Raw genomic sequence first — 21493 nt, forward strand, 5'->3', positions numbered from 1 at the left:
GCTTTGTTATCAAGCTAAGGGCTCATTCTTGAGCCCTTCTTTTATTTAATTTAGAGATAGATAAATTTACGGATAAATATATTTAAATTCACGGATAAATTAAGGCGTAACATGTTTATTATTAAATATTATATGCTTCTTGCTATAGCTTGTTTTTTTGCTGCTGCTCTTATACCACAGCTAATAATCCGTGGTGTTTTTGCCTGGTGTAGTTTGTCGATGTTCATCGTTAGTGTTGCCTACATCTTCGATATGCCGTCAATATTTAGGAAGACTAGCGATGGGAAAATAGTGTGGTGGATTAGATGGATCTTCATTCCATTCTTCTTAGGTGTTCGACTGTACAATGCATGGGCAATTAAAAGAGATAAAGTTGAACCAATACAGCAGGTTGGAAAAGGTTTATATGTATCTCGTCGTTTGTTCCCTTCAGATTTATCGTTCTTAGAATCTCAAAACATCCATTGTATTGTAGATGTTACAGCTGAGTTTTCTGGTTTAGAAAGTGCAATGACCGGTGATCAATTTCGCTATTTAAACACCCCGGTTCTTGATCATAAAGTCCCTAAAACGCATAAGCTTAAACATGCTATAAATTGGATCGATACCCAAATCAATCAATCTAGATCGGTTGTTGTGCATTGTGCTCTCGGTCGAGGACGTTCTGTCTTTGTCGTAGCTGCCTACCTTTTAGCAAAAAATCCGTCACTTACTGTAGAGCAGGTCTTGAAAAGTATTAACGACGTGCGAAGTACAGCCCAATTGAACCATCTACAACTAAAAACACTTCAAGCAATCAGTGATAAAGGTTTGCTCACTCTTGGCCATAAAGCTTGCCTTATTGCCAACCCTGTTGCAGGTGGTGGTAAATGGTTGGCGAATGAACAACAGGTTATTCGTGAACTTACGAGAAAGTACAGTTTAGATATTTTTCTTACTAGCCAAGAAGTATCAGCAGAAATATTAGCTAAGCAGGCCAAAGACCGGAATACTGCGCATATTATCGTTGCAGGTGGCGATGGGACGGTTAGTGAAGTCGCAAGGCAAGTTAGGAAGACTGATACACAACTCGGGATTATACCTTTGGGTACCGCGAACGCTCTATGTCATATGCTTTATGGATTGACCTCGAAAATATCGCCTGTTGAAAAAGCGTGTGAGGCTATTTTATCTGGCAACTCAAAAAGAATCGATCTGGCGTTCTGTAATCAACAACCAATATTACTGCTTCTTGGTATTGGGTTTGAAGAACAGATGATCGATTACGCACATCGAGAACAAAAAAATGAAAAAGGGCAATTCGCGTATTTGACTGGGTTCTTCAATGCAGTAATCACCGACGATAATCAACACTTTCAAATTTCAATTGATGACCAACCATCACAAAGTATGAAACTACAAAGTTTGGTCGTGGCGAACTCTTCCCCTTTTAGTACTGTGCTTGCTCAAGGGGGGCAGCCCCCTAAGCCGGATGATGGGAAGCTGCATGTTACCTATTTGGAAAACACAAATTCACTTAGTAAACGAGCTATCGCTCTATCTGATCTGTTGCTATCGAGTCTCGGAGCGAAAGAACAAGCTAGTTACTTTACTTATGCTTCGGCACAGCTCGTTAAAATTGATTCTGACCGACCTATTTCATACGTGATTGATGGAGAGACGTATTCGGCTGATTCGCTGGAGATAAGTATTGATAAGCAAGCCTTAACGGTTTGTATTCCATGAATGTATTGAATAATCCGCATATTGAATAAGAAGGAGACACCATGGACATGAATCTCTCTTTTAACTTAGAGAAGTTTCAGCATCTGATAGAGGGTAAGTTAGAGCATTGGTTAGTTGAAGCAATTAAACTTATCCCTAACCTGATTGTTGCTTTTGTTACGTTTCTTATTTTTATCTTTGTTGCCAACATAAGCGGTAAGTTGTTTAAAAGATTGAGCAATAGAGTTGTCGACTCTCAAGAAGTCATTAACTTACTGGCTTCTATTGTTAAGGTTACCATTGTTACTATTGGATTTTTTGTCGCGTTAGATTTTGTTGGGCTCCAAGGTACGGTTACATCGTTGCTTGCCGGTGCCGGTATTCTAGGTTTAGCTATCGGTTTTGCTTTTCAAGATATGACTGAGAACCTCATTTCAGGTATTACAATGAGTATTCGTAAACCTTTTAAAATTGGCGATGTTGTTGGTTCCAACGATGTCATGGGTACCATAGTCAAAATAAACTTACGAAATACACTGGTTGAAACGTTCTCTGGTCAACACGTCATGATTCCCAATAAGATGGTTTTCCGAAATATTTTGACGAACTACAGTCGAAAAGGACGAAGAAGGGTCGAGATCCCTGTGGGGATTTCCTACGCAGACTGTCCCAAAAGAGCCGCTGAGGTGATAACCAAAGCGATAAACCAAAAGTCTTATGTTAGTCGGAAAGAAGATACGACGGTTTACGCTTCAAGCTTTTCTGATAGTAGCGTTAACTTATTGGTTTGGTTTTGGATTGAGTACCCAGGAGGTTTTGGTTATATGGACGCAAAGCACGACGGTATTATAGCGGTTAAAGAGTCATTATCAGAGGCTGGAATGACAATACCGTTTCCGATTAGAACACTTGATTTTGATCCCAAAGGCGGTAAAAGTCTGTCTAGAATGATGACTGGGGCTGTCGATGACGCTTCCTAGAATAACATAGCGGTCCCTCTCGTAAAAAAGCGTCAAGGCAATATGCCTCGACGCTTTTTATTTTGAGTGATGTCAGAATTAGATCAGAATTAAACCTAGATTATTCCCACTGTTTAATGATTGTGTTGTAGGCTTTGATTCTCTTCTCAAGTTAATTAATCGTATCTATTTTAGATGGGTTATATCTGTTACAAATGCTTTGCTATCTCATCATTTTCAACTTGCAACGCCGCAACCCAATAGGAGAAAAAAGCAGACATATGTTGATTGTTAAACTTTCTAATAGTGTTTTTGAGGTAAGAAATTAGGCTTAAATTACTCTGGTACATATCGTTATAACTAACAATTAACGCAGGGGGCTGACTCAATATGTCATTGTCATTAACTTCATTGTTAATGCAGAACTTGGTGTTTACTTCGTTTATTAATGAACGTTCAACTTTTATAAATCGATTTGCAGCTCTTGCAATGTTCCCATGTGCTTTCTGTTCAATTAGGTCAACACATGAGAAGTAGTGATCTTTCAATGTACATAGTATTTTTTCTATGCCTTTATAGTGAATTACCTCAAGGGGATCATTGTCCTTTTTAAACAACATATCATTACTCCTTTTTATCTCAGTAGTATTTATAATTTCAGTTGATTTATAATAATTAAAATAAGCCTTTTCTTTGATTCTGATTTCCAACCATCATTCGCTAATAACTAATTCTGACGCATGTTGTGTATTTGGTCTCGACATGATTCCATTTCATTTTTTACCACTTTTAATCTTCTTCTCCCTTCTAAATCAGGGTTAGTTTCTAGCAGTGATTCAATGTCGGAAATGATCTTTGTCTCGACACCTTCTAGGTGCTTTAAATAGAGCTCTTGATTGTTTTTACCTTTTGTATCTTCCGCTTCAATACAGCGCTCTCTGGCATTTATCGTATAACTAGCGGGTATCTGTTCTTGATGTATTTTTGAGTAGTAAGTTAAAGATTGTAACTTTAACTCTGCACATTTCTTTACCGTGTAGATATCAAAAAGATTTTTTGCCATCTTTTCACTTCTTATGTTGGATATCGCTTTTTCGTAAATAATATTTCCACTTTTTATCAGGTTAACAATAGATAATATACTTTGGTTTCTCATGAATCCTCATTTGGTTCTAAGCTGTATTTGGTTTATTGCATTTTTTATGCCAATTAATAACCCTATATTCAGCTTGTTTCGTCTAAGGTTTTACTTTGTTTTTGTAAAAAATACATTAATAGATGTTTTCTAGTGAAATTATTACATTGATTAATGCCATTTATTAATGATATGGGAGCTTATCTTCAATTATTCTGGTACTTGTGAAAGTTGGCACGATGCTAGCATTGATTATTAAAGTAGCTAGAGATTAATAGTATTAATATTATTCCCTGGCTTATGATAATCAAATAAGGAGAAAACTTATGCCAAAGTCAAACGCTAAAAATTCAGAAGCCAAACAACAAATTGAAGAAACTTATGAAAAAGCTGAAGAGGCCGCAGTAGAAGTTATCGAAAATGTGAAAGAGGCGGTCCATGAAACTCTCGAGGCCAGTTCTGAAAGTGTGAAGAACACGTCTGAGAAAGCGGAAAACATCATTAAAGAGCGTCCATTATTGAGTGTTGGCTGTGCGTTTCTCGCTGGTTGGGCTGTCTCGAAGTTAATCAAATAGCCATATATCAACATCGCAATTGAGAGAGCACCGTTATGCAGGTAAATAGTCAAAATGATCCAGTAAACTCTGCCAATGATAAATCGAGCGATCGTAAGGTGGATGATCTTAAACGTTCTGCTTCTGAGTTAAATGGATTGTGGAAAGACTTAGCTATATTACAGACACATACCCAGCAATGGTCTCAATCGACTTTAGAGCTTTTCTTATTGGAGTTTCGCAATAGTGTTGATGCATTTAAAAAGCGTCTTGTGTTTCAGCTCCTCTTTGTTGCGTTGTTACCGCTGTTTCTTTTTAGTATCGCCGTCGGTGCTGGAGTAGTGATCTACTACTTCACTTTGAATCTGTTAGCGGGTTACGGCGCGTTTATATTCACACTCGGTTTGATTCTAATATGCTTGGTACTTCGTTCTAGTTACTTAAAGCAATTTATAGGTTTTGGATGTACGAAAGAGCAATTGAAGGAGGGGTTACATGTCAGCACTCAAGAATCGACAAAGACAGATTCAAATGAAAAGACTTGAGGGGAGAAGTAGAGCTCGTCAAGTTGAACTTTGTATGGGACTTATTCGTCACAAAGGAAAAGAGTTTGTTCACAAGTACCCCTTGTATGCTCTTGGCATCACAGGCCTTGGTGTTGTAATTTTGAATCGAACTCATCGTTTTCAATCGTCTGTTTTTGGTTATAAACAGCTATCGCTAATACTTAATTTACTTAAGTAACCATCATTTTGATTCAAGTTAGTGTTGGCTGACGGTATCGAGTGCCTGATTCAAATTGACGAAGCCTCAAAAACAAAACCTTCTACTCATAGGAATAAAATGACATCAAAAAAATACAGTATTCTTAGACAACGAAGTGTGTTGCAAACTAGTTTTATGCTCCTTGCTGTTCTCATGATGTCTATTTTTACATTACATATCGCCAAGCCATTTTTGTTGCCAATCATCTTTGGTGCTTTTATTTCTTTGCTATGTAGCCCTCTAGTTAACTACCTTACTCGCTTCGGTATCCCTCGAGTCATTAACGTAATGGCTGTACTTATTGGTTTTATTGGCTTTGTTGTGATTAGTTTGAATATGTTGAGTGAGCCCGCTCAGCAATGGTGGTCAAAATTACCAATGTTGGTCGAGAATGTATCTAATGAAGTGAGTGAGGTTACTCAAAACAGTCGCTTAACTGACGCCACCGGGTTCTCCATGAGTAGTACTGTTACCAATGATGGGCTTACCAATAACACGGCTTTTTCCATTATAGAATCAGTGCTTACGACAACACCAACCATTGTTACTCAGTTGTTGGTTGCGTTTCTTATGGCGTATTTCATGATGAATTACGGTCGAAGAATTTATTCTCAAAGCTTATCTCTTTTTGAATGCTTTTCAGATAAGCGTAGGGCTGTTGAATTGGTTAAAGTTGTTCAAAAGGATTTGTCTCGTTACATCGGTGCCATCACCATCATTAATGTTTGCTTAGGACTCACTGTTGGCCTTGCTATTTATATGATGGGATTGCAAGACCCTTTCCTTTGGGGCGCTTTTGCAGGCTTAATGAATTTTATCCCCTATCTTGGCCCGATGGTTTCAGTTACGTGCTTTGCTTTAGTCTCTTTTATACAGTTTGAGTCGTTTAGCTATGCATTGACGGTCGCTGCGGTCTTCCTGGCGATTAATTTGATAGAAAGCCAATTGGTTACTCCTACATTACTGGGAAAAGGTTTAGTCTCAATCCGCTGATTTTATTTGTATGGCTTGTATTTTGGGGTTGGCTATGGGGCTCTATGGGAATGCTAGTAGGGGTCCCATTACTTGTCTGTGTGAATGTACTTTTTGAACAGTTAAGACATCCAAGGTTGAATGCTCATAAAGGTCAGTAGAGCAGAAGTAAGCCTTGATAACCACTCAGCGTCACTTCTTTCTGTGAGTGTTAGTTCTGTTGCTTTATGACTCCTTTTTGGACAGCTGGCTGAGGTTAAACTCTGTGTGAGATCAAACTAGTATCGCTATAGGCTTCAAAAGCAATAGTTGCTGGTTCTATTTCACTTAGAAAGGTTAAGAGTCGGTTGCGACGAAGCGCCTCCACCTCACAACGGTTATGTGCGATAGCATAGAAGCAATGTTTACCTAGGTCGATACCTAAAGTATGGATAGAAGATATTTGGTTCACCTCACTCTGAGAGCCGACTCTAAGCTTAAGGGCTTGAGAGTGAGGCGGATCATATAATTAAGCCTCACCAAAGTGCTGTGGCTTTATTGTTAGAAATTAAACAGGCTCTGTTTACCTGAATGACATAGACTAGCGATTCACTTGCTCAACAACCTCGCGTGTTAGGCGCGCGATCTCGTCCCACTTACCGTTTTCAACCAGCTTCTTGTCGACCATCCATGTACCACCGCAGGCTAATACTTGAGGCATTGCTAAGTAGTTATCGATGTTTGATGGCGTGATACCGCCTGTAGGCATGAGTCGAATATCGCCGTATGGGCCAACGAGCGATTTCACCATGCTGATGCCGCCAGATGCTTCTGCTGGGAAGAACTTCAAGGTTGTTAGGCCCATCTCTAATGCCGCTTCAACGGTGCTTGGATTGTTCACACCTGGAATGATATCGATGCCGATCTCTTGGCATGCTTTAACTGTGTTCGGATTAAAGCCCGGTGAAACCACAAACGTTGCGCCCGCTTCTTTTGCTGCGAGTGCTTGCTCACGGTTCAAGATGGTGCCCGCGCCGATCAGCATGTCAGGCTGAGCTTCTCGAAGCAGTCGGATAGCTTCAACAGCGGCGTCTGAACGGAACGTAATTTCAGCGGCGGGAAGCCCATTCTCAGCCAATACTTTGCCTAGAGGGATAATATCCTCTGCGTTATCAATGGCGATAACAGGGATAACTTTAAGTGCGTTTAGCTGTTCGTTAATTGTAGACATGTGTACTTCTTAATATCAGTTTGAAAGAGTGTCGGTGATGGATTTTGGGATGATTGCGCCATGATGTTGAATCACTAATCTGGCTAATGCATTACCTTGGTGGCAGGCTTCTTCAATAGAACCTCCAGCGAGATAGCAAGATAAGAAACCGCCGTTAAAAGAGTCGCCAGCAGAGGTGCTATCAACCACAGTCTCGACAGGTGTCGTTGTGATTTTTATGGGCTCATTTGCGGGGTTTTCGCTGATCAAGCAGCCTTCAGCACCCAGCTTGACAATAACGGTTTTGACACCGAGTGCATGCAGCCTTGTTATGGTGTCTTGTGGCGTTTGATCGCTCCACAACAGTTGTTCATCATCGAACGTGACTAGGGCTATGTCGGTCGTTTTATAACCTAATAGATAGCATTCTTTAGTTGCGGCCTCTGAGCTCCACAGCTTTGGTCGATAGTTGCTATCAAAGGCGATGGTAACGCCACGTTCACGCAGGCCTTCAATGATAGTGAGCAACTTTAGCTGATCGCTGTGTGGCAGTATCGCGAGGGAAATGCCACTCAGAAACACCATATCAACATCGTGAAGTTGGTTGGCTATCTTATCGAAATCGGGGTGCTGTACCATGTAGCGAGCCGCCGAATCGTTGCGCCAGTATAGGAAGGTGCGCTCACCAACATCGTCGAGTTGAATGAGATAGAGCCCGGGTGAACGCTGCTCGTCAATAAGCACGAATTCGGTTGATAGTCCTTCATCTTGCCATCGGTTAAGCATCTCTTGGCTGATAGCGTCAGAGCCAAGCGCCGAGACATAGCTAGTTCGCATCGCTGGATTCGCATTGTTATTGCAGTTCATGGGGTTGCTAACCGCAGCGCTGCGGTTCAAGTAGATTGCCGCGTTTAATGTGTCTCCACCATAGCTTTGATGCATGTCGCCAAATGGAGCCCCATTCAGTTCAATCATGCACTCACCGATGATTGCGATGTGGGTCATAATATAGCCTTAGAAAGGAAAGGTTGGGTTTGTTCGTATTGAGGAAAGCATGACCATAATGAGATATGGTCATGCTTTTTCGATTCTAATCTTACGGGAGTGAGACTAGCCGATTACTTGTTGTCTAGTTTTACGAACAACATCGTTAGGACGAAAGACAGTGCAAATACACCCACCACGCCCATCAATGCTTGAATGAAGTTTTGCGTACCGCCTGCAAGGTAAGCTGGCAAGCTGAATACAGAAGAAAGAATGTAGCTTGTTAAGTGCGTATCGATTGTTACCGAGATAGCACCGAACACGCCTGCAGCCAAGCTCGCGGTCATCATCGCTTTGGTGTATTTCGTTAGTACACCGAACAGAGCTGGTTCTGTGATACCTAGAATCGCAGTAACACTTGAGCCCATTGTGATTGAAGATTGCTCTTTAGAAACCGTTTTACGTTGCTTGTGCCAGATAGCCATTGTCGCGCCAGCAATTGCCATGTTACCCAAACACATGATTGGCATAAGTAGATCCTTACCATACAGTGCAAAGTTGTTCAGGCTGATTGGCGTCATGCTGTGGTGGATACCAAATACGATGGTGATCGGGCGAGTTAGACCAAACACAAAGCCTGTTAACGTCGGAGAGATTTCCAGTAGTGAGCTCATCACCCAACCTGCGCCATTACTTAGCCAGATACCAGCAGGGCCAACAAATGATAGCGTGATGGTCGAAGTTACCGTAAAGGCAAGCAGTGGTGTAAATACAGGCTTCGCAGAAGAAGGAACTAGGCGGTCAACTAACGGAGTCACTTTAGACAATAACCAGATTGCTAGAATCGCAGGAACAATCGCGCCGCCGTAGTTGAGCAGCTCAATAGGAACCACGCCAAGAACCGTCAGCTCAGGTGCAGCGCCTGCGTCTTTTAGCATTGTTGCTTTATCAACAAGCAGAGGCGCTAGCATTGCTGAAGAGACAGCAAGCGCAATGTATTCGTTTACTTTGAATACCTTAGCGGCAGAGAAAGAAACCAGCATAGGTAAGAAGAAGAACACAGCAACAGAGATCGAGCGGAAGAAATAAACTGTGTCTGAGGTTTCAGAGATAACATTGGTTGCAATAAGACCAGACAACAGGCCCATCAACATACCCGCGCCAGCGATTGCGGGTACAACTGGACCAAAGATGCCTGCGACAATGCGCATCACGCCTTGGAACAGCTTGCCTTTCTCTAGCTCATCAGCCGGAGTTGCGTCAGCTTGTTGAGTGTTTGATAGCGCGTTGAACCACTTTTCTACCTCAACACCGATGATGACTTGAGTTTGGCCCTGTTGAAGTACCACACCTTTCACATCTGCGATCTGCTTGATTGCTTCTTCGTCTACCAGCGACTCGTCGGCTAATTTGAATCTCAGCCTTGTCATACAGTGCGTGATACTCACGATATTGTCTTCACCACCAAGTGCAGTGATTAATAACTGTATATTTTCTTTGAAATTTTTCTTCTTCGATGATGACTTCGAGTTATTAATAACGGCATCACTTTTTTCTACCATTTGCATACTACACCTGTTATTGGAATATATTTAACTCGAGCAATCATAACGACAACCAATTTAAATCCAACGGAGTAAAAAGAGATCTCAATCACACTTAAAATCCGAAAAATTATTTTTTCACCGTTTTTGGCCAATTGGTATGTTTTGGTTATCAAAAAAAATCACTTAACGTACCAATTATTTTTACGCAAAATTAGCGCTTGAAATGTGGTTTTTAAAGCGGTTAGATAATAGGAGTTGACTTAAGTTTAGGTTATTTAATTGTGAAAGAAACTATTATATCTGATATCCATTGTATTATTACTAAACCAGACAGACACAACCTCATTACCGTGGTAGTTGAAACGAATGAAGGCGTGACAGGGTTTGGTTGTGCGACATTCCAACAAAGACCGCTTGCTGTAAAAACAATGGTCGATGAATATTTAAAACCTATTCTTATTGGTAAAAACGCCAATAATATTGAAGACTTATGGCAAATGATGATGGTCAACGCTTATTGGCGAAATGGCCCTGTTATCAATAATGCAATTTCCGGTGTTGATATGGCACTGTGGGATATTAAAGCCAAATTGGCGGGTATGCCGTTACACCAGTTATTTGGTGGTAAGTCTCGTGATGCTATTCCTGTATACACACACGCGACGAGCGACACGATGGAAGGGATTTATGAGCTGGTGGAATCTTTCCTAGACAAAGGCTACAAGCACATTCGTTGTCAGCTTGGTTTCTATGGCGGCGTTCCAACGGATTTGCATACCACTCAAAACCCGACTGAAGGTTCGTACTACGACCAAGATCAGTACATGGACAATACTCTAACGATGTTTAAGTCGCTGAGAGAGAAATATGGTAACCAATTCCATATTCTTCATGATGTTCATGAGCGCCTATTCCCGAACCAAGCGATACAATTTGCGAAGGAAGTCGAGCAATATAAGCCGTATTTCATTGAAGATATTCTGCCGCCAAATCAAACGGAATGGTTGGATAATATTCGCAGCCAGAGCTCAGTTTCATTAGGTTTAGGGGAGTTATTTAATAACCCTGAAGAGTGGAAATCATTGATTGCTAACCGCCGCATTGATTTCATTCGTTGCCATGTTTCACAGATTGGTGGTATTACCCCAGCTCTGAAACTCGGCCATCTATGTCAGAACTTCGGTGTTCGTATTGCATGGCATTGCCCGCCAGATATGACGCCAATTGGCGCAGCGGTAAACACGCATTTGAATGTGCATTTACACAATGCTGCCATTCAAGAACATGTCGAGTACAACGAGAATACACACAAGGTATTCCCGAACGCTGCAGAGCCAATTAATGGCTACTTATACGCTTCTGAAATCGCAGGTATTGGTGTTGAAATCGACCGAGAGGTTGCAGCCGAGTTCCCTGTTATGTATCGCCCCCACGAGTGGACTCAAAGTCGCCTTCCTGATGGCGCGATTCATACCCCTTAACTCGTATTTTTAATATCAAATGGTCGCTATAAGCGGCCATTTTCTTATTTAATATACTTACCAGATATTACGTATTATCTGGTAAGTATATTTCTAGTATCATTAAATTAATAATATTAGATGTGAAATAATATTAGTGGCTAATCTATAGAGTAATTAACTTATATCTATAAAAATTAACCATATTAAATCGAATTAAAAGGTTACTTCTTATCTCGGAAGCTCATGCTCTCATTGTTAAAAGGAGTGTGATAGGTGCATTGATATTTGATGTCGATGATATCGCTGACGATGAATAGATCCCCCGATGCTAAGAAACCTCGGTTGGTGATATTCATCGCCGCGGCATTTTTTTTGCAGCCGAGCAACTCCGCGTCTTCTTTAGATACGTTGATCGCTTGATACGTCGTTAAGTAGCTATCGATCTGAAGACCTTTCGCCAATGCATGTTTCTGGATTGAGCTTTCAATGATCTCGGCATTCATCTCTGGGAAGACACTGACAGGGATCTTGGCTTCTTCAATCTGAACTACTTTGTTGTTAATCAATCGAAGCCGTCTAATTTTCCAGATGTAGTCATTGTCGTCTAAAGAAAAAATCTGCTGTTCGTGGTTATCGGGTAGCGCTTTATTCAACTGGAGCTTTTTATAAGAGATCTCTTCAAAACTGTTTTCAGTGATGGAGTTGTACACCAGTGGTGTACCAATGAGAGAAGTGTTGACGAAGTAACCAGAACCCACCTTAGATTTCACCATGCCAATAGCCTCTAGCTTGGCTAGCGCTTTTCGAATAGTAAATCGAGATAACCCATATATTTCAGAGAGTTCTCTTTCCGCGGGAAGCTTATGATTGATACTGTTTTGACAGATCTTGCTCACAATATCTTGGACAACTAACTCGTACTTTTTCATAGATCAATAACTTTAAAGTGTATTCACTGTGACTAAAGAATAGTGAACTAAATCAGGGATTCAGTACGCTCTGAATGACTCATAATTGTAACATAGAAGGTTAAGTGGGTGATGATAAATAGGGTTAGTTAGGGGTACTAGTGACCACCTTTTGCGCTGACTTGATTACATCTTGTGATTCTAGTCCTCATTTTGTAAAACAAGATTATGAACTTTAACGTGCGGCATTTAATGTCTGTGTTGTTGCTATTTTAAGTGACTAATTCAGGAGTAGGGTATGAGTTCGAATCAAATCAAAATGTCGTATTTGATGTGGGTAATGTGATTGTGCGTTGGTCGCCGCTGGAAATTACTCAACTAACGTTTGGTAACATTGCCGACCCTGAAGCCCGAGCGCTTTCGATTTTCCAAAGTGCGATTTGGTCGGATTTGAACAAAGGGTTCTTAACCGAAAATGAAGCCAAACTTCGCTACCAACAAGAGCTCGATTTATCTTCATTAGAGTGCGACCGCCTGTTTTATTACGTTAAGAAAACGCAGATCTTATTGCATGGTTCTGTCGACCTTATCGAGCGCGTAAAGCGTGCTGGGTATGGTGTGTATGCACTTACCGACAACGTGGTCGAGATTGTTGAACACCTAAAAGCCACCTACGAATTTTGGCCTTTGTTTGATGGCGCAGCCGTATCCGCTGAACTTGGCATGCTTAAACCGCAGCCTGAGATTTACCAAGCGTTGCTTTCAAATAATGGACTGGAGGCTTCAGAAACGGTGTTCATTGATGATATGCCTTACAACGTAGAAGGAGCAAAAGCCGTAGGTATGGCGGGTATTCAGTTTATCGATTCTGCGCAATGTGAGAACGAACTTCGTGCTCTTGGCGTCGAATTTACGTGATCATGTAGCGAAATTCTCAAGCTATCTATTTTAGTCAGGTTTCTCTATGTAGATAATCTAGGTAGGCAAGATAAGTAGAAAAACGACGGATAGAAAAGACTGATAAAAGCTAAAACGAATCGATTAAAAAGAGGCGCTGTTTCATCATGAACATCGCCTCTTTTTCTATTTGTTCTTTTAATGAGCTTTATTTTTCTATTTAACTTTATTGCTCAGTATCCAAGTGTCGAATTAACTTCGCCGGCGTGCCACCGTATAGACAATCTGGCGGTACATCGCTGTTGACCACAGAGTTCGCCGCGATAACCGAGCGAGCCCCAATCTTCACGCCTTGGTTGATGACCGAGTTTCCACCAACCCACACATCATCTTCGATTGTTATCGGTAAACAGAAGGTTTCCCATTTACGACGGCTACGATAATCAAGGGAGTGTGATGGCGTATAGAATTGGACGCTTGGTCCAATTAAAACATTGTTTCCGACTTTGATTCTCGCACCATCTAGCATTACGACGTTCATATTGATGAAGGTGTCGTCACCAATCTCGATGGTTTTTCCAAACTCACAATGAAAAGGGGGCTGGATTAAGCTGCTACTCCCGACTTTACCGAATAGCTGCTCTTGCAATGTGTGTTGTTGATCTGGATTTTGATGGTTGTTGAAGGCCATTAACGCCTTTTTGGCATTGGTACGTATGGTATCAATTTCTTGGTCTGCACCATCATATACTTGCCCAGATAACATTTTATCGAGTTCAGTTTGATCGTTTGTATTACTCATGCTGCCCACTTTCCGAGAGTCTCGGTCTAAATGACGAATACTGCAAGATTAGCGATTTTTGGACATAAAAAAAGAGAAAAGCCTCAGCCTTTCTCTTCCTATTTTGTACCTTTAAGCATTAATGCTAAGTGAGCCCAGCTATTCAGCAAAAGGCGCGCTTTACCAATTAGATTTGCTCAACGAAACCCATTAGGTGCTGTTTCACTTCGTCTGAAGCAAACGCACTTTCTACAGAGTACTTGTAGATTTCTACGTAATCTTCTTTTGTTAGACCGAATGTTTCACACGCACGTTTTACTTCGTTGGTCATGGTAGTGTTCGACACAGTGCGGTTATCTGTGTTGATCGTTACAACGATGCCGTTTTTCTTGAATTCAGCAATTGGGTGGTCGCTGAATTTGTGAATACATTTAGTTTGAACGTTACTTGTTGGGCAAGTCTCAAGTGCAACTTGCTTCTCTTTAACGATGTTGTATGCGTCTTCGTTACCTTGGATGTGGACACCGTGGCCGATACGCTCAGCATCCAACATAGTTACTGCATCGTAAACGTTTTGACCATGCCATTGCTCACCAGCGTGCACGGTAATGCGGTAGCCTTTTTCAAGAGCGTATTGTGTGTATTCTGGGAATTCAGCGCAGAAGCCCGGCTTTTCACCGCCTGCAATATCAAACGCAACCACGCCTTTACCAAGGTATGGTTTACCAGCGTCGATTACATCTTTGATTGAGTCTTTCGGGAACATACGAAGTACAGACATGATGTAGTTGCCCTTAATGTCGTATTTCTCTTCTGCACGCTTCATGCCTTTAACCGCACTTGCGATGATTGCATCAAGAGACAAGCCCTTGTTTACGTGAAGAATCGGTGCAAAACGAACTTCTAGGTACTTAACGTTTTCTAGTGCTGCGTCTTCGTAAAGCTCAAAAGAGATACGCTCAATCGCTTCTTCCGTTTGCATCACTTGCAGTGGCAGGCTAAAGCAAGCTAGGTACTCATCAAGGTTTTTGCAATCTTCAGGCACTGTTAGAGACTTTACTACCGCTTCACGGTCTTCTGGAAGTTCGATTCCGTACTGTTTCGCCAGATCAATAATGGTGTCTGGACGAACACTTCCGTCTAGGTGGCAGTGCAGATCAATCTTAGGGAGTGCTAGAAAGTTCATGAGTATTCCTTAGGTCTATTATTTTTTGAGTTATTAACTCATAGGTTACATGGGCTTAAATTAACAAGTTTGTGATATGATTTAAAGTGACATAAAGTCATCATTAATCTGAATCTAAGGAATATCATGGTAGATGTTAAAAGCTTACTCAAATGTGATATGAATTTACTGCTGTGTTTACACGTGTTGCTTGAAGAGCGCAGCGTGAGCAAAACGGCAGAGCGATTGTTCCTTAGTCAGTCTGCGGTGAGTAAACAACTCACTAAGCTGCGTTCTTTGTTTGACGACCCTTTGTTTGAACGTGAGTCAAAAGGCCTGTTTCCAACACCGAAAGCCACCTCTTTAGCGCCTAAAATTCATCAAATCCTTCTGCAAGTTGAACAGCTAACCGTGCCGGACATTTTTGAGCCGAAAGACAGCGAACGTACTTTTAATATCGATCTTGTTGAAACCGCTTATACCGCGATTTACCCTAAATTTATGCCTAACGCGCTAGCAGATGCGCCGAACATTACGGTAAACAGCACTACTTGGAGCAGCGAAACCTTTAAGCGCTTACTAAAGCGTGAGGTCGATTTCGGGATTGGAATTTTTGAGCTCGATGAAAGGGCTAGCACCCACATTCAAAATATCCCTGCCGAGCTAAACCACGTCGAGTTGCTGCAAGATTACTCTGTGTGCTTGATGCGAAATGATCACCCAGTACTTCAAGAAGAGTGGAATCTGCAAGCCTTCCTTAAATACCGTCATATTCAGTTGGTGACCGGTGGCGTTGGCGACTGGTTGCTACTGGAAATCTTGCAAGCCAAACAGCTTCAAATTAACAAAGCCGCCAACGTGTCGGACATCACCAGCGCAGTAAAGCTGTGCAAACAAAGCGATTTGCTGATGTGTTATCCGTACAACTCGGTTCGTGACTATATTGAGAGTGGCGAACTGGTGATGAAGCCGATTCCTATTGAGTTGGTTCCCGGTGGTTTGTTTTTGCTTTGGCACCGTTACTTTGATTCTGAACCAAGCCACAAATGGCTTCGCGACCTCATAGTCAATAAGACCCAAGAACCTCAGCTGTAAACCGCGAGCTACGATGATCAAAACGGCGAAATAAGTTTTTTTAAATTTATTTCGTCTTTTTAGAATGAGCATTGTCTTATTACGGGTGCCAAATGCCCGCCAAGAATGAGATATCTAAATGAATCCAATGCCATCGATTCCGCAACTAGTCATTGAAGATGCTTGTGAGTGGGCAATTATGCACGGTTCGTCGTACCTTTGAACAATTGAGCTGTCAGCTTTCATCGGGTGATAATCAACGCTTGTTATTGAAAGATGTCGGCGCTGTCGATGTGGTGTACCTAAGAGCTGGCTACCAGTATTCAGATTACTGGGCTCTAGAGCTCAATGAATCAGTTTGTTGCCACACGCTAAGTCAGACTCGCTTGTTTATGGAGCAACACCATGTCGCAATGAACGCGACCATCAGCCAGCAACTAGCGACCAGTAAAACCATGCAAATGCTGCTGACCATGATGCCAGCAACAGAATACGCCCGCTGGGGCTTAACGCTAGAAGAAACCGAACTGGTCAAGAGTGTCTTGGCCGATATGAAGCCAATAACTAGTGAGTCGATTGGATGGTTTAACACGCAAGCCAACAAGCAAGAATGGGTGCTAAAAAACCAAGGCGAGGGCGGAGGCCATTGTGTCTTTGGTGACGACATCAGCGAACAACTGAGCCTGCTTAAACCAGAAGAGTACGACGCGTGGGCATTGATGCAGCGCTTGTACCCGCATGAACGCGACGTGCCGACTATTGCAGTGCGTGACACTCAACAAACGCTCGTGACAGACTTAGTCAGCGAAGTGGGTTTGTTCACCGTTTACTTCAAAGGTGAACCAGTAACAGAGCTAGACGGCTACGCGGGTTACTTGATCCGCAGTAAACCTGCCAGCGAAAATGAAGGTGGAATCCACAGTGGCAAAGGGATTCTCGATTCGTTGGTGTTGATTGATTAGTTGAATCGGCATTAAAAACCAGAACTCATGTTCTGGTTTTTTGTATCTGAGCTCAGTAAAACTTCAGAGTTTGGATAACAACAATCACGCCCCTAACTTGGTAAAGGCCAACGGGGTTTGTCCAGTTTGCTGTTTGAAAAAAGCGATAAACGCACTGTTGGATGAGAACTCTAGCAGATGAGCCACATCAACGACTTGTCGGTTTTCTGAGAGCAGTTCAATCGCTTTAAACAAGCGCCATTGCTGTCGCCACTCTTGGTAAGTCATGCCTGTTTCGGCTTTGAATAATCGAGTAATCGTTTTGGTGCTTGCGCCAACCGAGTTCGCTAATGTCGAGAGGGCTGGGGCAAGAAAGGAAGCGGTTCGGACTTGTTTGCAAAAGCTTTTAAAGCGGCGATCTGTCGGTAGTGGCAAGATAAACGAGTGTTGGTTAGCACTGTAAAACTCTTCCCAGAATAGGTTGGCGGTATTGGTGGTTTGCTCGCGGGCAACATCCCAATCCCAGAAAGCCATCTTATTGATCAGGGCTTTTAAAAGCTCATTCACTTCCACAATTTCAATCGCTTCTGGGCAGGTGTAAATACTGCTATCAAAATAGAGCGACCGATAAGCAACCACATTGGTCATCTGCGCGCGATGTTTGGTATAAGGCGGGATCCACACGGCTTTAGTCGGCGGCAAAATGCAAATGGCGTTTTCTAAGGTCAAGGTGATGCAACCCTGCGGAGCATACAGCAACTGTCCTTTTACGTGGTGATGTATTCCTGAGTCATGCTGACCTAGCTCTGCCGCAATCCCTATTACGGGCGCAGGTAAGCTGTCTGCATCAAACTCAATGGTTTCGCTGATTAATGCCATTTGTCCCAATCTTGTTGTTTTTGGTTTTAATGTTGTTAACGAGCCAAGGTTAGTTTCCCCTAGACTCCTCGTCAAGTTCACTGGTCTTGGAAAAATGATGAAAACAAAACCTTCTTTATGGCAAATGGTGCTATTGCTGATGTTCCCTCAAATCGCAGAAACCATCTATAGCCCGACTCTGGATTCAATATCGAAATCCTTTGATGTGAGTTACGCACAAGCGGCGCAAACCCTCTCGATCTACTTCTCAGCGTTTGCGCTCGGTGTTGTGGTATGGGGCATATTGGCAGACAAATGGGGGCGCCGACCAACCATGTTACTGGGCATGGGGTTATTCGCCTGTTCAGCACTTATTGCTATGCAAACCGACAGCTTTACGTGGTTGATGATAGCCAGAGCCATGGGCGCTTTCGGGCTTGCGGTTGGCTCGGTTGTGACACAAACTATGCTGCGAGATGCTTTTAGCGGCGCTGAACTGGCCAAGGTGTTTGGTTACATGGGAATGGGGCTGTCGATTAGCCCAATCATCGGGCTGCTTCTTGGCGGTCAATTAAGCCAAGCGGGCGGGCATCAATATGTGTTTATTGCCCTGTTTATTATGGTGTTAGTGCTGTTGGCACATAGCCTATGGTCATTGCCTGAAACGCAACAATCTAAGCAGCCATTGCAGTTAAAGTCACTCAGTATTCACATGGTCAAAGATAGCGATATATGGATGTCTGCGTTGCTGGTCGCGTCGTTCAATATTGCGCTATTTTCCTATTATCAATTGGGTTCATTTGCCTTCATTCAACTTGGATTTAGCGTTGAGCAGTTTGGCTACAGCGGCATTGTGCTTGGGTTCGGGACTCTGTTGGGAAGCTTGGTGAACAAGACATTGTTGAAGAGACAAGTGTCTTCAATGTCTCTGATTGGTATCGCGGCAGGGCTTCAAACATTAGGTGCGGTGGGTGTCTATTTTTCACAACACACGATCTGGTTCTTGCTTCCAATGATGTTGGTGGTTATGGCGTTTGGCATTGCGATTCCCAATGTATTGAGCCGAGCGTTGGTACGTTACCAATCTCAAGCAGGAAGTGCAGGCGCACTGTTTGGTTTGATGTATTACACCTTGATCGGCTCAGGGCTCGCTTTAGCGGGAATGCTCCAAGATCTAGGTGTAGTGTTGGTACTTTGTGGCGCGTTATCTGTTCTGGTGACGATACGCAGTCGACTGCAGCTTAAACGCTAAGTCTCTCATCTGTATTGATAAATTCCGTGTCCTGTTTGGCGCGGAATTTATCATTTCTTGGTTTGTAAATTTGGATATTGACAGGGGTAGAGTGATCGTTCTACTCTGTAGGTAGAACAATCATTCTACCCTTTGTCGGGTATTGAGAGAGCACTATGTTGAGAGAACAGATTGCAGCAAGCTTAGAGGTGGCATTTAGCCAGCAAGGTTTTGCTGAGCCGAGCGTTGCACAGCTGAAAACGGCGTGCGATGTAAGCCTAAGAACCTTGTATAAACATTTCCCTTCAAAAGAAGCGATGATCGTTGGTGCCTTGGAATATCGACACCAACGCTACTTAGATTTCTTGTTGGAAACGTCGCCTGAAAAGGGGCTCGCATCGGTTACTCATATCTTCAACAAGCTCCAACAATGGTTAGAAGAATATGCGCCGCACGGGTGTATGTCGATGAATGCGATGGCCGCGTTTCCCGATAATGAGCTTATCAGCCAAGCGGTTACACAGCATAAAGAACAAGTTCGTTTGCTTATAGGCAATCAGAGCCTTCGAGAGGATCTCGCGACACCACTGTTTTTACTTCATGAAGGCGTATCAAGCGCGTGGCCAGTCTTAGGCGAAGAAGCAGTGGCATCGGCACAGAATATGGTGACAAAATTACTCGAGGAAACACGATGAAATTCGAACTACCGAAAACAATGAAAGGCGTAGAGATGTTGGGTCACGGTGGGGCAGAAATGCTTGGCTACCGCGGAGATATCGCGGTTCCTCAAATCGAACCTAATGAAGTGCTGATCAAAGTCATGGCAGCAGGCGTGAACAACACCGACATCAACACACGAATCGGTTGGTATGCGAAAAGTGATGATTCAGACGATGCCAGTTGGTCGGGTGAAGCGTTGAAATTCCCTCGCATCCAAGGTGCCGATGTGTGCGGTTTTATTGTAGCTGTTGGTAACGAAGTCTCGGCTGATCGTATTGGTGAGCGTGTTCTGATTGAACCTTGTTTAACCGAAGTGTACGGGCGAGATCTACCACAGCCATGGTATTTCGGCTCTGAGTGCGATGGCGGTTTTGCTGAATACACCAAAGTAGCAGCTAAGCACGCTTACGCGGTGAACAGCACAATGTCGGATGTTGAGCTAGCGTCTTTCCCATGTTCTTACTCAACAGCAGAGAACATGCTAACTCGTGCCAATGTGGCTGAAGGTGATCGCGTGCTTATCTCAGGTGCATCGGGCGGTGTGGGCTCTGCGGCTATTCATCTAGCAAAAGCTCGCGGCGCGTATGTTATTGCCATCACTAGCCCAAGCAAGAACCAACAGTTACTTGAACTTGGCGCTGATGAAGTGATTGCCCGTGATGCAGATTTGGTTAACGCGCTAGGCGAAAGCAGCGTGAATGTGGTGATCGATTTAGTTGCTGGTGACAAGTGGCCAGAGTTTCTTGAAGTCCTAAAACCGCATGGCCGTTATGCTGTGTCTGGTGCGATTGGTGGTGCAATGGTTGAGCTTGATGTGCGAACTTTGTATCTCAAAGACCTCAGCTTTTTTGGTTGCACGGTTTTAGAACCGCAAGTATTCCAGAACCTAGTCAACCGTATTGAGAAACAGCAGATTGGCGCCATCGTTGCAGATTCTTATCCGCTAGCCGATATCCATAAAGCGCAAGATGAGTTCTTAAAGAAAAAGCATGTTGGTAAGATCGTGTTGGAAGTGGCAGAACGCTAGTTTTAGTCAGCTTCACGGTTTAGATTGATGGAAGAGTGAGCAAGCTTTATTTGCTCGCTCTTTTTGTTCCTGGTGAATACCGAGGAGCTGAGCAAATTGTTGGGTAACAGATCCTATACAGCTGAAAGGTTAATGATTCATTTATCACTGTATGGTTTATGAGTTGCCTGTGCGATAATCACTGCCGTTATATATCCCGAACTGTTTGATAATCATCTAGGAGCCGTATTGATGTTTAAAAGGGTATTGCAGGCACTATTCTCACCTTTTGTTGATTCAAAAAACAAACCCTCTGCAGAGCTTGCCCAACAAGAGCAACAACAAACCGTTGCTACTGATTCTGTTCAGTCTTCAATTTTTGTTCCGCCGTCGTCCGCTCAGCCATCATCATTAATCGTCGATAAGACGCTTAGCCTTCACGATGGTGAGTTCCTTGATTATTTGTTTGGAGAGTCTCGCCTTCGAACGGAGTCAGACCCATTTAGTGATTTTGTCGCTTGCCAAATCGAACGCTTGATTCGCTCTCCAAAAGCCTTGCTTAATGAACTTCCAGTGATGCCAGCCTCTGTGACCACGTTAATGGGCGAATTACAGAGCGATGAGTTTGATTTTACGTGGT

19 protein-coding genes and 4 pseudogenes are annotated in these 21493 nt (G+C 42.9%); 14 read left to right on the plus strand and 9 right to left on the minus strand.

From position 1 onward, the window contains the following. Window positions 1–111 precede the first annotated feature (111 nt). A complete protein-coding gene (locus A136_RS08150) occupies window positions 112–1725 on the plus strand; it encodes a diacylglycerol kinase family protein (protein ID WP_017065201.1) in 1614 nt (537 codons plus the stop codon). A gap of 41 nt (window positions 1726–1766) precedes the next feature. Next, a complete protein-coding gene (locus tag A136_RS08155; protein WP_017065202.1) occupies window positions 1767–2684 on the plus strand; it encodes a mechanosensitive ion channel family protein in 918 nt (305 codons plus the stop codon). Between the two features lie 188 nt (window positions 2685–2872). On the opposite strand, the gene A136_RS08160 is transcribed toward A136_RS08155, so the two are convergent. Both A136_RS08160 and A136_RS08165 read right to left on the minus strand, forming a co-directional pair. After that, window positions 2873–3283, minus strand: coding sequence for a hypothetical protein (locus tag A136_RS08160; RefSeq protein ID WP_010431943.1), 411 nt, complete (start codon window positions 3281–3283; stop codon window positions 2873–2875). 107 nt (window positions 3284–3390) lie between these two features. Further along, window positions 3391–3819, minus strand: a complete 429-nt coding sequence (locus A136_RS08165) for a DUF2383 domain-containing protein (RefSeq protein WP_010431941.1) — start codon at window positions 3817–3819, stop codon at window positions 3391–3393. Window positions 3820–4124: 305 nt separating this feature from the next. On the opposite strand from A136_RS08165, the gene A136_RS08170 reads away from it, so the two are divergent. The 4 genes and pseudogenes from A136_RS08170 (at window position 4125) to A136_RS08185 (ending at window position 6250) form a co-directional block, all read left to right on the plus strand. Further along, window positions 4125–4373 (plus strand): hypothetical protein, encoded by a 249-nt coding sequence (locus tag A136_RS08170; RefSeq protein WP_010431939.1) that lies wholly within the window; start codon window positions 4125–4127, stop codon window positions 4371–4373. 35 nt (window positions 4374–4408) lie between these two features. Beyond that, entirely contained in the window at window positions 4409–4897 is a 489-nt protein-coding gene (locus A136_RS08175) for a hypothetical protein (protein WP_017065203.1), read from the plus strand. Beyond that, window positions 4884–5096, plus strand: a complete 213-nt coding sequence (locus A136_RS23015) for a hypothetical protein (protein ID WP_017065204.1) — start codon at window positions 4884–4886, stop codon at window positions 5094–5096. The genes A136_RS08175 and A136_RS23015 overlap by 14 nt, the downstream gene beginning before the upstream one ends. Window positions 5097–5195: 99 nt before the next feature. Continuing rightward, window positions 5196–6250, plus strand: a pseudogene (locus tag A136_RS08185) (AI-2E family transporter). A gap of 419 nt (window positions 6251–6669) precedes the next feature. Here the strand turns inward: A136_RS08185 and A136_RS08190 are convergent. The 3 genes from A136_RS08190 to A136_RS08200 form a co-directional block, all read right to left on the minus strand. After that, window positions 6670–7299 carry a bifunctional 4-hydroxy-2-oxoglutarate aldolase/2-dehydro-3-deoxy-phosphogluconate aldolase gene (locus A136_RS08190; RefSeq protein ID WP_017065205.1) on the minus strand — a complete coding sequence of 210 codons (630 nt, stop codon included), beginning with the start codon at window positions 7297–7299 and terminating at the stop codon, window positions 6670–6672. Between the two features lie 15 nt (window positions 7300–7314). Further along, the gene (locus tag A136_RS08195; protein ID WP_017065206.1) at window positions 7315–8283 is read right to left on the minus strand and encodes a sugar kinase; all 969 of its coding nucleotides are present in this window, start codon (window positions 8281–8283) and stop codon (window positions 7315–7317) included. A 113-nt stretch (window positions 8284–8396) separates the two neighbouring features. Continuing rightward, window positions 8397–9830, minus strand: coding sequence for a PTS transporter subunit EIIC (locus A136_RS08200; RefSeq protein WP_017065207.1), 1434 nt, complete (start codon window positions 9828–9830; stop codon window positions 8397–8399). A 260-nt stretch (window positions 9831–10090) separates the two neighbouring features. Here A136_RS08200 and A136_RS08205 point away from each other — a divergent pair, with 260 nt between their 5' ends. Next, window positions 10091–11290 carry an enolase C-terminal domain-like protein gene (locus A136_RS08205; RefSeq protein ID WP_004732372.1) on the plus strand — a complete coding sequence of 400 codons (1200 nt, stop codon included), beginning with the start codon at window positions 10091–10093 and terminating at the stop codon, window positions 11288–11290. 203 nt (window positions 11291–11493) lie between these two features. Here A136_RS08205 and A136_RS08210 read toward each other — a convergent pair whose 3' ends face one another. Continuing rightward, on the minus strand, window positions 11494–12201 hold the full coding sequence (locus A136_RS08210) for a GntR family transcriptional regulator (protein ID WP_017065208.1): 708 nt from the start codon (window positions 12199–12201) through the stop codon (window positions 11494–11496). Between the two features lie 277 nt (window positions 12202–12478). Between A136_RS08210 and A136_RS08215 the strand changes: the two are divergent. Next, window positions 12479–13098 (plus strand): annotated as a pseudogene (locus A136_RS08215) (HAD family hydrolase). Window positions 13099–13303: 205 nt separating this feature from the next. On the opposite strand, the gene A136_RS08220 reads toward A136_RS08215, so the two are convergent. Together A136_RS08220 and add are read right to left on the minus strand one after the other, a co-directional pair. Then, complete coding sequence (locus A136_RS08220; RefSeq protein WP_017061090.1) at window positions 13304–13879, minus strand: sugar O-acetyltransferase; 576 nt, start codon at window positions 13877–13879, stop codon at window positions 13304–13306. Window positions 13880–14045: 166 nt separating this feature from the next. Then, window positions 14046–15044, minus strand: coding sequence for an adenosine deaminase (add, locus tag A136_RS08225; RefSeq protein WP_017065209.1), 999 nt, complete (start codon window positions 15042–15044; stop codon window positions 14046–14048). 126 nt (window positions 15045–15170) lie between these two features. Between add and A136_RS08230 the strand changes: the two genes are divergently transcribed. Beyond that, window positions 15171–16118, plus strand: a complete 948-nt coding sequence (locus A136_RS08230) for a LysR family transcriptional regulator (RefSeq protein WP_017061092.1) — start codon at window positions 15171–15173, stop codon at window positions 16116–16118. Between the two features lie 182 nt (window positions 16119–16300). Beyond that, a pseudogene (locus A136_RS08235) lies at window positions 16301–17059 on the plus strand (glutathione synthase); the annotation flags it as partial. A gap of 84 nt (window positions 17060–17143) precedes the next feature. Here the strand turns inward: A136_RS08235 and A136_RS08240 are convergent. Continuing rightward, window positions 17144–17917: an AraC family transcriptional regulator gene (locus tag A136_RS08240; protein ID WP_017065211.1), complete on the minus strand. Its 774-nt coding sequence runs from the start codon at window positions 17915–17917 to the stop codon at window positions 17144–17146. Between the two features lie 97 nt (window positions 17918–18014). Between A136_RS08240 and A136_RS08245 the strand changes: the two genes are divergently transcribed. From A136_RS08245 to A136_RS08260, 4 genes and pseudogenes are all read left to right on the plus strand, one after another. Further along, entirely contained in the window at window positions 18015–19148 is a 1134-nt protein-coding gene (locus tag A136_RS08245; RefSeq protein ID WP_017065212.1) for a multidrug effflux MFS transporter, read from the plus strand. A 155-nt stretch (window positions 19149–19303) separates the two neighbouring features. Continuing rightward, a complete protein-coding gene (locus A136_RS08250) occupies window positions 19304–19822 on the plus strand; it encodes a TetR/AcrR family transcriptional regulator (protein ID WP_017065213.1) in 519 nt (172 codons plus the stop codon). Then, complete coding sequence (locus A136_RS08255; protein WP_017065214.1) at window positions 19819–20874, plus strand: alcohol dehydrogenase family protein; 1056 nt, start codon at window positions 19819–19821, stop codon at window positions 20872–20874. The genes A136_RS08250 and A136_RS08255 overlap by 4 nt, the downstream gene beginning before the upstream one ends. 231 nt (window positions 20875–21105) lie before the next feature. Beyond that, window positions 21106–21493 (plus strand): annotated as a pseudogene (locus tag A136_RS08260) (HDOD domain-containing protein); the annotation flags it as partial.

The organism is Vibrio crassostreae 9ZC13 (genome assembly GCF_000272045.2).
Lineage (GTDB): Bacteria > Pseudomonadota > Gammaproteobacteria > Enterobacterales > Vibrionaceae > Vibrio > Vibrio crassostreae_C.